The organism is Pseudomonas sp. microsymbiont 2, from assembly GCF_054788395.1.
In genome coordinates this window covers 3,356,878-3,369,483 of sequence record NZ_CM139112.1, presented here as the reverse complement: position 1 = coordinate 3,369,483, position 12,606 = coordinate 3,356,878, and the positions used below count along the sequence as shown (strand labels likewise).

Below are 12,606 nucleotides of genomic sequence, written 5' to 3'. Positions count from 1 at the left end.
ATTCTCCTTCATACGATGCCGGTGGCGTAGAACGTGGCGATGACCACGAACACGGCCAGGGTCTTGATCAGGGTAATACCGAAAATGTCCTTGTAGGCTTCGCGGTGGGTCAGCCCGGTCACCGCCAGCAAGGTGATCACCGCGCCGTTGTGCGGCAGGGTGTCCATGCCGCCGCTGGCCATCGCCGCCACCCGGTGCAGCACTTCGAGGGGAATGTCGGCGGCATGGGCGGCGGCGATGAAACTGTCGCTCATGGCTGCCAGGGCGATGCTCATGCCACCCGAGGCGGAACCGGTGATGCCGGCCAGCAGGGTAACGGTGATGGCTTCGTTGACCAGTGGATTGGGGATGCCGCGCAGGGCGTCGGCCAATACCAGAAAGCCCGGCAGCGAGGCGATCACCGCGCCGAAGCCATATTCCGACGCGGTGTTCATCGCCGCCAGCAGGGCGCCGCTGACTGCGCTTCTGGTGCCCTCGGCCAGGCGCTGGCGGATCGTTGCGAAAGCGCACGCCAGCACCATCAGGATGCCCACCAGCAAGGCCGCCTGTACCGCCCAGATCGCCGTGAGCTTGGCCACGTCGCTCTGCACCGGCGTGGCCATGCCCGGCAACTGCAGGGTGTGGCTGGCGCCGTACCAGTGGGGTATCCAGTGGGTGAACAACAGGTTCATCACCCCCACCAGAATCAGCGGCGCCAGCGCCAGCCATGGGTTGGGCAAGTCGATGTCGTCGGCGGTTTCCGGCTCGTTGCGCAGGTTGTTGCCGTAGCCCTCGCCAGCACGCTGAGCCTTGTTGCGCTGGCGTTGCAGGTAGAGCATGCCGGCGCAGAACACGAACAGCGTGCCGATCAGCCCCAGCCAGGGCGCGGCCCAGGCGGTGGTATTGAAGAAGGTGCTGGGGATGATGTTCTGGATCTGCGGCGTGCCGGGCAGGGCGTCCATGGTGAACGAGAAGGCGCCCAGCGCGATGGTGGCCGGGATCAGTCGCTTGGGGATGTCGCTCTGGCGGAACATCTCGGCGGCGAACGGGTACACCGCGAACACCACCACGAACAGCGAGACGCCGCCATAGGTGAGCAGGGCGCAGACCAGCACGATCACCAGCATTGCCTGGCGCGTGCCAAGCAGGCCGATGGCGGCGGCGACGATCGAGCGCGAGAAGCCCGAGAGTTCGATCAGCTTGCCAAACACCGCGCCGAGCAGGAACACCGGGAAGTAGAGCTTGATGAAACCGACCATTTTCTCCATGAACACCCCGGTGAACGCCGGGGCCACGGCGGCCGGATCGGTGAGCAGCACGGCACCGAGCGCGGCGATGGGGGCGAACAGGATCACGCTGTAGCCGCGGTAGGCGGCGAGCATCAGCAGGGCCAGGGCGGCGAGGGCGATGAGCACGGTCATCGGGGGTCTCCAACTGTTGTTTTTATGGTTGGAAATGCGAATAGCGGGAATCGTGCCAGGTTTATAACTAATTGATTTATAAGTAGAAAATTTAATTCGCTAAATTAAAAGTCTCTATCTTGAGACACGGTTGCGTGGGAGCGGGCTTGCAAGGCCGCTCAAAGACAGTTGCTCCTATGATCCCTGTTTTGAGATTGGAATCTCTTTATTGAGACTCTATCCCCAGCGCCACCATCTTCTTGTACAACGTCGACCGCCCCAGCCCTAGAGCCCGCGCTGCCTCCGGCACATTCCAGGTGCTGCGCGCCAAGGCATCGACAATCAACCCGCGCTCGAACTGCGCGCACGCCTGGCGATAATCCAGCGTCGGCGTGGCCGAGGCCACCGGGCTCAACGTCCCCAACGCACTGGTCAAGTCCGACACATTCAAGCGCGGCTGGTCCGCCAGCAAAGTTGCCCGTTCCAGCACGTTGCGCAGTTCCCGGATATTCCCAGGCCAGGCATGTCGCCCCAACAGTGCCTGGGCCTCGGCCTCCAGCTCATACTGGCTGCCCAGCTCGGCAAGGATCGCCTCGCACAGCGCCGGCAGGTCCTCCAGGCGTTCGCGCAGCGGCGGCACCTGCACCGGCAGCACATTCAGCCGGTAGTACAGGTCGCTACGAAACGCCCCCCGGGCCATGGCCGCCTGCAGGTCGATGGAGGTGGCGGCGATGATGCGCACATCGCTGCGCAGCATCTGGTTGCTGCCCACCGGCTCGTACTCCTTCTCTTGCAGCACCCGCAGCAGCTTGCTTTGCAGCGCCAGCGGCATGTCGCCGATTTCGTCGAGGAACAGCGTGCCGCCTTCGGCCAGTTGCAGCTTGCCGCTGCGTCCCTTGCGATCGGCACCGGTGAAGGCGCCAGGGGCGGTACCGAAGAACTCGGCCTCGAGCAGTGCCTCGGGAATCGCCGCGCTGTTGATGCCGACGAACGCCTTGTGCGCCCGTGGCGAGGCGGCGTGAATGGCGTGGGCGAGCAACTCCTTGCCGGTGCCGGTCTCGCCCAGCAGCAGTATCGGCGAGTCGCTGCCCGCGCCCCGGCGGGCGCGTCGCTTGGCCTCCAGGCAGGCGGGGCTGGTGCCGACGAACTGGGCGAAACTGTAGCGGGCCTGGCGGGCGCGCAGTTGCGAGCGGGTCGAGGCCAGTTCCTGCTGCATGCTGGCGTAGCGCTGGAGCAGTGGCGACAGACTGCGCAGCTCGTCGAACAGGGCGAAGCCAATGGCACCGATCAGAGCACCCTGGTCGTCATGGATCGGCAGGCGCATCACCACCAGTGGCTCGTTGGGCGTATCTAGCATGTCCAGCAGGATTGGCTTGCCGTTGCTCACCACCTCGCGCATCAGGCTGCCGGGGATCACCGCCTCGCAGGGCTGGCCGATCGCGTTGGCGGCATCCTGCAGGCCGAAACGTCGGGCATAGCGCTCGTTCATCCAGACGATGCGCGCCTGGCGGTCGACGATGACCGTGCCTTCGCTGGACTGCTCGATGATCTCGAATAGCGAGTGGATGGCCAGTTGGCGGACCTGGGGGTAGTTCTTGAGGTTGTCGCTTTCATGCATGGCTCGAGCCTTCGAGTCGGATATCCGGGGTATGCCACAACAAGTCGGGCGGCGACGGCTGCACGCCAAGGACCTTCGGCGAGCTAGCAATTCTGACAGTGGCGCAGGCATCAGGGGAACGTTAAATTTCCGCTTCAGGGAGAGTGGAGTAGGCATTATGGAACGGGTACCTGGCGCCAGGGAGCTTTTCGGGGCACTGGAGAAATTGTTCGCGTCCCAAGCGGGTGACGGTTTGCAGTTGCTGGGCTGTGACGTGAAGGGCAGTGTGCTGGTGCGTCTGCATGGTGGTTTGCTGCGGCGAATTGCCTATACACCCTATGGCTTCGCTCGGGGCGTCGTCGGCCTAGGGTTCAACGGCGAGTGGCATGACCCTTTCAGCCAGGCGTATGTCCTGGGCAATGGCTACCGCGTATTCAAGCCGAGCCTCATGTGTTTCCTGTCATTTGACGACAAAAGCCCATTCCAGCACGGTGGTATCAATGGCTATGCATACTGCCAGGGCGATCCGACCAATTACCTGGACCCCTCGGGAGAGGGACCGATCAGTTGGTTGCGGAACAAGTTCAGGCGCACCGATCCCCTCCCTTCACCGAGCAAGGTAGGAGGCGCTGTAGCTCATCTGGTGAGGGACATGGCTGGGTTGGCCGGATCTCAGCAGGAAGTGCGCAAGCAGAGCGCTGACTTGCGCCAGTTCCATGTCGACATGTCGCGCATTGCGGACAGTAGATGGCACGACATTGTCTGGCGTGAGTCGATAGCTGATGCTTCCAGTTATGTGGAGAAAGTGCTGACTTCCTGGTTCGTTCAGGGATCTTCCCTTGCGCAAAGTGCGTATGAGGCCCATCAAGTGGCCGCAATCGCTGAGGATTATGCAAATTACGCTGTCTCCAACGATGAGTTGGTAGGGCGCATCATGGCTATTCGCGGTGTACAACGCAGATCCGCGCTCAGCGACGAGGGTCGAACGCCTCGCGCAGTGCATCGCCGATGAACACCAGCAACGACAGGATCAACGCCAGGGCAAAGAACGCGGTGAAGCCCAGCCAGGGCGCTTCTAGGTGCTGCTTGCCCTGGGTCACCAACTCGCCAAGCGAGGCGCTGCCCGCCGGCATGCCGAAGCCGAGGAAATCCAGCGCGGTCAGGGTGGTGATCGCCCCGGTGAGCATGAACGGCACGTAGGTGAGGGTCGCGTTCATGGCATTGGGCAGGATGTGGCGCAGCATCACCTGGGTGTCCGGCAGGCCCAGGGCGCGGGCGGCCTTGACGTATTCGAGGTTGCGCCCGCGCAGGAACTCGGCGCGCACCACATCGACCAGGGTCAGCCACGAGAACAGCGCCATGATCCCCAGCAGCCACCAGAAGTCCGGCTCGACGAAGCCCGAGAGGATGATCAGCAGGTACAAGACCGGCAGCCCCGACCACACCTCCAGCAGGCGCTGGCCAAGCAGGTCGACCCAGCCGCCGTGGTAGCCCTGCAAGGCGCCGGCCGTTACGCCGATCAGCACGCTGGCCAGGGTCAGGGCGAAGGCGAACAGCAACGACACCCGGGTGCCATATAGCACCCGCGCCAGCACGTCGCGACCCTGGTCGTCGGTGCCCAGCCAGTTGCTCGTGCTCGGTGGGCTGGGGGTGGGTACCTGCAGGTCGTAGTTGGGGGTGTCGGCGCTGAACGGGATCGGCGCGAACAGCATCCAGCCGCCCTGGCTTTCGATCAGCTGGCGCACGTACTGGCTGCGGTAGTCGGGCTGGAACGGAAGCTGCCCGCCGAACTGCTGTTCGGTGTAGCGCTTGAGCGCAGGGGTGTAGAGCTCGCCCTGGTAGCCAAGCAGCAGGGGTTTGTCGTTGGCCACCAGCTCGGCGCCCAGGCTGAGCACCAGTAGCCCGGCGAACAGCCACAACGAAATCCAGCCGCGGCGGTTGTCACGAAAGCGCCGCAGGCGGCGTCGGGCGATCGGTGAGAGCATCAGCGGGCCTTCGCGTCGAAGTCGATGCGTGGATCGAGCACGGTGTAGCACAAGTCGCCGACCAGGCGGATCAGCAGCCCGGCCAGGGTGAAGATGAACAGTGTGCCGAACACCACCGGATAGTCCCGCGACACCGCCGCCTCGTAGCTCATGCGCCCGAGGCCATCGAGGGAGAAGATCACTTCGATCAGCAGCGAGCCGGCGAAGAACACGGTGATCAGCGCCTGGGGCACCCCGGCCACCACCAGCAGCATGGCATTGCGCAGCACATGGCCATACAGCACCCGACGCTCGCTCAGGCCCTTGGCGCGGGCGGTGACCACGTACTGGCGGGAGATCTCGTCGAGGAAGGCGTTCTTGGTCAGCAAGGTGAGCGTGGCGAAGCCGCCGATCACCAGGGCGCCGACCGGCAGCACCAGGTGCCAGAAGTAGTCGGCCAGCTTGCCCAGCAGGCTGAGTTGGTCGAAGTCGTCCGACACCAGGCCGCGCACCGGGAACCAGTTGAGCGAGGTGCCGCCGGCGAACAGCACGATCAGCAGCAGGGCGAACAGGAACGAGGGCAGGGCGTAGCCGATCACGATCAGCGCGCTGCTCCAGGCGTCGAAGCGACTGCCATGGCGCACGGCCTTGCGGATGCCCAGGGGGATGGACACCAGGTAGGTGATCAATGTGGCCCAGAAACCCAGGGACAGGGTGACCGGTAGCTTTTCCAGGATCAGCTCGGTGACCTTGGCGCCGCGGAAGAAACTCTGACCGAAGTCCAGCCGGGCGTACTGGCCAAGCATCAGCCACAGGCGTTCGGGAGCGGACTTGTCGAAGCCGTACTGGCGCTTGATTTCCTCGATCAGCTTCGGGTCCAGCCCACGTGTGGCGCGGGATTCGCCCTGCACCGTCTCGACCCTGGCGCCCGGCGCGCCGCCGCCGATGCCCTGCAGGCGCGCCACCGCCTGTTCCACCGGGCCGCCCGGCGCGGCCTGGACGATGGCGAAGTTGACCAGCAGGATCGCCAGCAGGGTGGGGATGATCAGCAGCAGGCGGCGCAGGATATAGGCGGTCATGGCGTTGTCCCGAGCAATTCGCGCATCTGCTGGTTGGTCAGCGCCTTGGGGCTGACCTCCCACCAGGTGTCCAGGCCTTCGTCATAGGTGGCCTGCACCTTGGGCAGGCCGAAACGGTTCCACCACACGGTCGAGCTGCCGGGCGGGTAGTAGTTGGGGATCCAGTAGTAGTTCCACTGCAGCACCCGGTCCAGGGCATGGGCATGGCGCAGCATGTTGGCCTGCGTGCTGGCGCGGACCAGGCCGTCGATCAGGCGGTCTACGGCCGGGTCCTTGAGCACCATCAGGTTGTTCGAGCCAGGATCGTTGGCGGCGGCGGAGCCGAAGTAGTTGTACAGCTCGCTGCCAGGCGACAGCGTCACTGGGTAGCCGGTGACGATCATGTCGTAGTCGCGGGCCATCAAGCGGTTGACGTACTGCGCCGAATCGACGTTGCGGATGTTCAGCTCGATGCCGATCTGTGCCAGGTTGCGCTTCCAGGGTAGCAGCAGGCGTTCCAGGCCCGACTGACCGTTGAGGAAGGTGAAGCTCAGCGGTGTGCCCCGAGCGTTCACCAGACGATCGCCCTGAGGTCGCCATCCGGCTTCCTGGAGCAGAGCCAGTGCCTGCAGCTGCTGGGGGCGGATGATGCCCGATCCATCGGTGACGGGGGCCGTGAAGACCTGCTCGAACACCGCGTCCGGCACCTGGCCGCGCAGCGGCTCCAGGAGCTTCAGCTCCTCGGCGTCGGGCAGCTCACGGGCCGCCAGCGGGGTATTGGAGAACAGGCTCTGCTGGCGGATGTACAGGTTGCGCATCATCTGCCGGTTGCTCCACTCGAAATCCCAGAGCATGCCCAGCGCCTGGCGCACGCGGCGATCCTGAAACTGCGGTTTGTCCAGATTGAACACGAAGCCCTGGGCCACTTGCGGCTTGGCCGGCCCCAGGTGGGCGCGCCGCAGGCGGCCGTCGTCCAGCTGGGCGCCGTTGTAGCCCAGGGTGAAGGCGGTGGCGGAAAACTCGCGGTTGTAATCGTAGCCGCCGCCCTTGAGCACCTGGCGCGCTACTTCGGTGTCGCCGAAGTACTCGATGCGCAGGCGCTGGAAGTTATACAGGCCGCGCGTCACCGGCAGGTCCCTGGCCCACCAGTCGGCATTGCGTTCGAAGGTGATGCTACGGCCGTTATCGATCCTGCCGATGCGATACGGACCGCTGCCTACCGGCTGTTCGAAGCCCGCGCCATTGGCGAAATCGCGTTTCTGCCAGTCGTGCTCAGGCAGCACCGGCAGGGTGGCCAGGTCCAGCGCCAGGGTTCGCGCGTGTGGCTGCCTGAGGTCGAAGCGTACCTGGCGTGGACCTTCGACCGTCACCCCGGCGACGTCGGCGAACTGGGTGCGGTACTTGAGGCTGCCCTTGCTCATCAGCAGCTCGAAGGTGAAGCGCACATCCTCGGCGCGCACCGGCTTGCCGTCGGCGAAGGTGGCGCGTGGGTCGAGATGAAAACGCAGCCAGGCATCGTCCGGGCCTCGCTCCATGCGGCGGGCGATCAGGCCATAGACGGTGTAAGGCTCATCGAGCGAGCGCATGGCCAGTGGCGCGTACAGCCAGCCGTCGACCTGGCTGACGCCGATGCCTTTGTCGATGTACGGCAGGATATGGTCGAACTGGCCGATCTCGATGGCCGAGCGGCGCAGGCTGCCGCCCTTGGGGGCGTCGGGGTTGACGTAGTCGAAGTGGCGAAAGTGTTCGGGATAGCGGGGTGCTTCACCGTAGACGGTGAGGGCGTGGCTGGGGGTGGCATTGGCCAGCGGACCCATGCACGCCAGCACGAGACAATACAGCACCTGTAGGAGCGGGCTTGCCCGCGAATGCGTCTGCTCACGCAACGCCGTTGCATGTTCGGAGTCATTCGCGGGCAAGCCCGCTCCCACAGGGCGGGCGATCAAGAACGCCTCAATCCTGACGGCTGGTCACTTCGAGCAGGTGGTAGCCGAACTGGGTCTTGACCGGGCCTTGCACCACGTTCAGCGGCGCGCTGAACACCACGGTGTCGAACTCCTTGACCATCTGGCCCGGGCCGAACGAACCCAGGTCGCCGCCCTGGCGGCTGGACGGACAGGTGGAGTTGGCCTTGGCGACTTCGGCGAAGTCGGCGCCGGCTTCGATCTGTGCCTTGAGTTCGTTGCACTTGTCTTCGCTGCTGACAAGGATGTGACGGGCAGTGGCGCGGGCCATGGGTAATGCTCCTTGGAGGTAAAGGCGCAAGCCTAGCGCAAAGCCTGCGGGCTTGTCTGTCGAAAACTACCTTGGCAGCCGCGCATGCCTGGTTTCTCGGGCATTGAACCTATCAATTCTGTCAGTTGTGCCTGTGCTTGCAACGGTCGTTCAATCAGGCCTGTCCACGTCCACTCAACCCATCGAACAAGGGGCGCACCATGGCTGACGATGCACAAGTGAATCAGGTAGAAGAAGAGACGACCGGGTCTTTTCTCAGTGAACAGATCGCCGCGCACAACGCGCGGGTGAAAGGGCGCAGCATGGGGCTCCTGGCCGCCACGACTTCACTTGATCCTATTTACATTCCGGGCCCGGAACTTGATTTGAAGACGCCAGGTGCCTTGGTCGGTGTCAACTACGGCATGGCCACCAGCAGCACTGCCGGCCTGATGGTCATCGTCCAGCCCTATAACAACATGCGTGATGGGGATTGGATCGAGGTGTTCTGGCGCGACGGTCAGATACCGGTCGCATCGAATGGCGTGAGGCCCGAAAACGTTGGACAGCTGTTCCCCATGCATGTGCCGGCGGAGGCCATTCCCGGCTACGCTCGGCCCGCGACCGTGCCTACACCTGAGCAGATCCGAGGCGTGGTGTCCGACCTGTGGTTCCGAGTGACTCGCGCAGGCGCCGGCAACAAGGAAGAGTCTGTGAAGCTGAGCGTGCTCAGCCGTCTGGTGTTTCCCGGTGGCACTGACCCGCAGCCTGGCGACGTTGGTCACTACAACCTCAGACCACCGGTCGCGGCCGTGCCCCCATCAGGGGTCATCGACGAGGATGCCGCGCGCAAGGGGGTAAGCGTCACCATCCCTGCCTATCCGAACATGCGCGCCTATGATGCCATCCGCCTGAGCTGGGGCGGGCTGTTCGTGGATTACACCGTTCAACCCGTCGACGTTGACAAAGATGTAACCCTCACGGTCGGCTACCAGATCATTCAGGCGGCGGGTGATAGCGACAGCCTGGTGCTGTACTACCGCATCGTGGACGAAGTGCATAACCAGTCCAGCGACTGGTCTTTGCGCAGCACGATCGCGGTCGCGCTCGAGCCTGGCCTGCTCCCCGCGCCGCTGATCGAAAACCCCGACCCGGATTCGTCGCAGAGCGATGTGATCGAACTGGACAAACTGGGGGAGGCTGACCTGCGGATTTTCGTCAACACGCTTTGCTGCAGCGATCCCAAACTGGAGAAGGGTGACAAGGTCGAGCTGACCTGGACGGGTATCACCGCAGCTGGTGTGCGTCTCGAGGTCAAGGCTGAGCAGGTGGTCAACCAGCCCGGTATTCCGTTGATTTTCACGATTCCGAACGCGCATATGCTTGGTCTCGGCATGGGCAGTGGCGTTGCGTCCTACGTAGTTGTCCGCGGCGCCCAGCAATTGAGGTCCAAGCGCTCGTTCGTCTCGGTGATCGGCAGGATCAGGTTGCTGCCCGAGCCGGAATTGCTCGAAGCAATTGGCGGCGTCGTCGAGCCGGACGTGAACACCGCCACCGTCCGTGTCCCGGCGGCCGCAGGCCTTCGGGCAAACGATTGGTTGATTTTGGAGTGGCGAGGCAGCCGGGGGACTGTGCCGCATGCAGAGCGTCGGCGCATTTCGGGGTCGCAGGCGGGCAGGGAGTTCCTGTTCAGAGTCGACCCGGTTGTGCATCTGGCTCCGCTGGTTGGCAGTCGGCTGATCCTCAGTTACAAGATCGAGCGACGAGGCTTGGAGTTGCCGCTGGATTCCGAGCAGTCGATGTACAACGTCGGCGCACAGTTGCCCGAATTGCCAGCTCCGTACACGGTTCCTCATTTTGCCGATGGGACGATCAAGCCGGGCGAGCATCCCAATGGCATCGATGCGCTCGTGCCGGTCTACCCGAACATGAATCCGAACCAGCAAGTTCACTTGCACTGGGCTCATCAGTCGGGTGAGTTCTCCGATTACCTGGAAGCAGATCCCAGGTATCCAGAGCCGTTCAGCTTCTGGATAGAGCAGGCACTGCTCAAAGCAAGCGAGGGTGCAGAGGTGCGGGTGTTCTACAGGATCACCGAGCCGGGCAAGCCTGACCGTCAATCGGACGAACTGGTGCTCTTCGTGGGTGATCGTCCAAGCAAGGAACTGCCAGCGCCAACCGTTTTGCAGGCCGAGGGCGGAGTGCTGGACCCGAGCAAGGGCGCGACCGCGCAGATTTCGCAAGAAGCCAAGCTGGCGGTCGGCGATATTGTGATCGCCTACTGGGCCGGGGAGCACGGCGATGCCAGCAAGGATGAGCAGCAACACACCGTCGTTGAAGGCGAGGCAGGGAAAGCTCTGAACATCGACTTCACGGATTCGGCGGTCCGTGCCAGCAACAATGGCAATGTCCAGGTACGGTACGTGGTATGGCGCCAGTCGACAGGCCTGCCGGACAACTCGCTGGCGTTGACGCTGCGTGTTCAGGGCGCCGTGCTGCCATTGCCGAGCTTCGTCCAGGCGGTCGACGGCAATCTCAACCCGGACGACGTGCCCGACGGAGTTACCGTGCTGATCGACGCCAGTGCGCGACTGCGGACCAATGACCTGGTCACCATCAAGGTCGGTCGCGATGCGGGAAGCAGGACTTACCCTGTCACCGTTCTGCCAGGCGATGCCGGCCAGGCTCTGCGTCATGTGATTCCTGCTGTCGATGTGCAGTCCTGGCAGGGCCAGACCGTCAGGCTGTCGTACGACATCTTCCGTTCCCCCAATGGGCCGCGCGAAGAATCGGGCGTGGGGAGCTACACGGTCAATCGTGTCATCGGCCAGGGCACGTTGCGCGTCTTCGGCGCACGCTACAACGCCAGCACCTATCGTGCCTCGGCATCGTCGCGCCTGCTCAGTGCCTACAACGCCACCACCGGGCGTCCGTTGCTCGCCGAGTGGCAGTATGTCGGCGATGTGCAATGGCGGGCGGGCACCACCTGGTTGGACCGCGAACCGTCACGCTTGCTGCGGGTGCGTAGTAGCACGGATGCCGTATTGCTCAACCCAGCCAACGTGGTGGGAACCGGTAACGATGCACAGGTCGATGGTACAGCGGCTTTCGCGGCCATGACCGATAACGCCAGACCCAATCCAGGGGTGCATGTCGCGGTTTGCTGGGGCAACGCGGCTTGGGGAGGGACGCTGCCTTTCAGCATGAGCGATGTCGTGGAAATCACGGGTACTCGAAGTGCCTATGCGGCACGGCTGGTCAACAAGACACTGGTGTGCTGGGGCAATGTGTCCGAAGGAGGGACTCTCCCATCGGAGCACTTTGGCCAGCCGTTCCTCGAGGTGCGCAGCAACGCGACGGCGTTCGTCGGTCGTCGCGAGGTGGTCGCTGGCAGCAATCTTGGACGTGTGGTTGGCTGGGGCACGGCTGCCAACGGTGCGAGTATCCCGCCTGCCATCGGCAGTTTGACGGACATCGTCGAGGTCTATGGCGCAGGTACGGCTTTTGCCGCCAAGCGCAGCGACAACACACTTGTCGCCTGGGGGCAGGTAGCCAATGGTGGCAACGTGCCGGCGGAGATCGCGCGCCGTACCGACAACATCTATGTCAAGGGCAATTCCGCGGCGTTTGTCGTGCGGCGCACGGATAACTCCGTGGCGGCGTGGGGGCATTCGGGCTATGGCGCAACCCTGCCCGACGCGATTGCCGTGAGAAGGGACATCGCCTCGCTGGAGGGCGCTTCCGCACGGGCCTTCTCGGTACTCACCACGGCAGGTCAAGTGTTGGCATGGGGCGCGGCCACCCATGGCGGCACCTTGTCGGCGGAGGCTGCGCAACTTACCGATGTGCTCGAGGTGACCAGTACCTGGCATGCATTCTGTGCTCGCGTGCGGATGCCCAACGGCGGTGGACGCGTGGTGGCCTGGGGCAATGCGACAAATGGCGGCACCGTGCCGCCTCAAATCGCCCAGCTGACCGACATCGTCCAGGTCACCGGCAGTGCCTGGACCTTCGCCGCGCTGCGCAGCACGGGCAATGTGGTGGTCTGGGGGGGAACCGCAGCCTCGGGCCTGGACATCAGTGGTGTGGTGAACGAGCTACGGGATGTGCGGGCCATCTATGCCAATGGCAACGGGTTTACCGCACTGACCAATGACGGTCGCGTGGTGACGTGGGGGCACGCCAATGGTGGCGGCAACAGTTCCGCGGTGCAGCCGCATCTGCGAGGTCGCTTGCTGACCGGGCGTCCCGACAACTCGCCGAACACGGTCGTGGCGTCGGACAACGATCTGCGCCAGGCGTCGTAGGCCTGACCTCAGGTTGCGTGACGCACTCAACGGTTACGCCTGATACCCATTTCAAACCAATGCGGCCTGGAGCGCCCTGTGCGCTCC

General features: G+C 63.9%; 8 protein-coding genes. 2 read left to right on the top strand and 6 right to left on the bottom strand.

What is annotated here, in order from left to right; genetic code table 11:
- Positions 1-8: 8 nt before the first annotated feature.
- Positions 9-1,400 carry a GntP family permease gene (locus ACYUME_RS14950; RefSeq protein WP_279887780.1) on the bottom strand — a complete coding sequence of 464 codons (1,392 nt, stop codon included), beginning with the start codon at positions 1,398-1,400 and terminating at the stop codon, positions 9-11.
- 205 nt (positions 1,401-1,605) lie between these two features.
- Positions 1,606-2,997 (bottom strand): sigma-54 interaction domain-containing protein, encoded by a 1,392-nt coding sequence (locus tag ACYUME_RS14945; RefSeq protein WP_460415433.1) that lies wholly within the window; start codon positions 2,995-2,997, stop codon positions 1,606-1,608.
- A gap of 157 nt (positions 2,998-3,154) precedes the next feature.
- On the opposite strand from ACYUME_RS14945, the gene ACYUME_RS14940 reads away from it, so the two are divergent.
- Positions 3,155-3,988 (top strand): RHS repeat-associated core domain-containing protein, encoded by an 834-nt coding sequence (locus tag ACYUME_RS14940; protein WP_460415431.1) that lies wholly within the window; start codon positions 3,155-3,157, stop codon positions 3,986-3,988.
- Here ACYUME_RS14940 and ACYUME_RS14935 read toward each other — a convergent pair.
- From ACYUME_RS14935 to ACYUME_RS14920, 4 genes are read right to left on the bottom strand one after another with little or no spacing between them, the layout of a single operon-like run.
- A complete protein-coding gene (locus ACYUME_RS14935; RefSeq protein WP_460415430.1) occupies positions 3,945-4,961 on the bottom strand; it encodes an ABC transporter permease in 1,017 nt (338 codons plus the stop codon). The two genes, ACYUME_RS14940 and ACYUME_RS14935, sit on opposite strands and share 44 nt — an antisense overlap.
- Complete coding sequence (locus tag ACYUME_RS14930; RefSeq protein WP_460415429.1) at positions 4,961-6,019, bottom strand: microcin C ABC transporter permease YejB; 1,059 nt, start codon at positions 6,017-6,019, stop codon at positions 4,961-4,963. The genes ACYUME_RS14935 and ACYUME_RS14930 overlap by 1 nt, the downstream gene beginning before the upstream one ends.
- Positions 6,016-7,944, bottom strand: coding sequence for an extracellular solute-binding protein (locus ACYUME_RS14925; protein ID WP_460415427.1), 1,929 nt, complete (start codon positions 7,942-7,944; stop codon positions 6,016-6,018). Before ACYUME_RS14925 ends, ACYUME_RS14930 begins: the two co-directional genes overlap by 4 nt.
- Positions 7,945-7,951: 7 nt before the next feature.
- Positions 7,952-8,233 carry a peptidylprolyl isomerase gene (locus ACYUME_RS14920; protein ID WP_042125162.1) on the bottom strand — a complete coding sequence of 94 codons (282 nt, stop codon included), beginning with the start codon at positions 8,231-8,233 and terminating at the stop codon, positions 7,952-7,954.
- 200 nt (positions 8,234-8,433) lie between these two features.
- Here ACYUME_RS14920 and ACYUME_RS14915 point away from each other — a divergent pair, with 200 nt between their 5' ends.
- Positions 8,434-12,519 carry a hypothetical protein gene (locus ACYUME_RS14915; RefSeq protein ID WP_460415425.1) on the top strand — a complete coding sequence of 1,362 codons (4,086 nt, stop codon included), beginning with the start codon at positions 8,434-8,436 and terminating at the stop codon, positions 12,517-12,519.
- Positions 12,520-12,606 lie beyond the last annotated feature (87 nt).

What these genes read in the sequence shown, in the direction of transcription:
- ACYUME_RS14950 (WP_279887780.1), bottom strand. Translation starts at nt 1,400, where the DNA reads ATGACCGTGCTCATCGCCCTCGCCGCCCTGGCCCTGCTGATGCTCGCC.
- ACYUME_RS14945 (WP_460415433.1), bottom strand. Translation starts at nt 2,997, where the DNA reads ATGCATGAAAGCGACAACCTCAAGAACTACCCCCAGGTCCGCCAACTG.
- ACYUME_RS14940 (WP_460415431.1), top strand. Translation starts at nt 3,155, where the DNA reads ATGGAACGGGTACCTGGCGCCAGGGAGCTTTTCGGGGCACTGGAGAAA.
- ACYUME_RS14935 (WP_460415430.1), bottom strand. Translation starts at nt 4,961, where the DNA reads ATGCTCTCACCGATCGCCCGACGCCGCCTGCGGCGCTTTCGTGACAAC.
- ACYUME_RS14930 (WP_460415429.1), bottom strand. Translation starts at nt 6,019, where the DNA reads ATGACCGCCTATATCCTGCGCCGCCTGCTGCTGATCATCCCCACCCTG.
- ACYUME_RS14920 (WP_042125162.1), bottom strand. Translation starts at nt 8,233, where the DNA reads ATGGCCCGCGCCACTGCCCGTCACATCCTTGTCAGCAGCGAAGACAAG.
- ACYUME_RS14915 (WP_460415425.1), top strand. Translation starts at nt 8,434, where the DNA reads ATGGCTGACGATGCACAAGTGAATCAGGTAGAAGAAGAGACGACCGGG.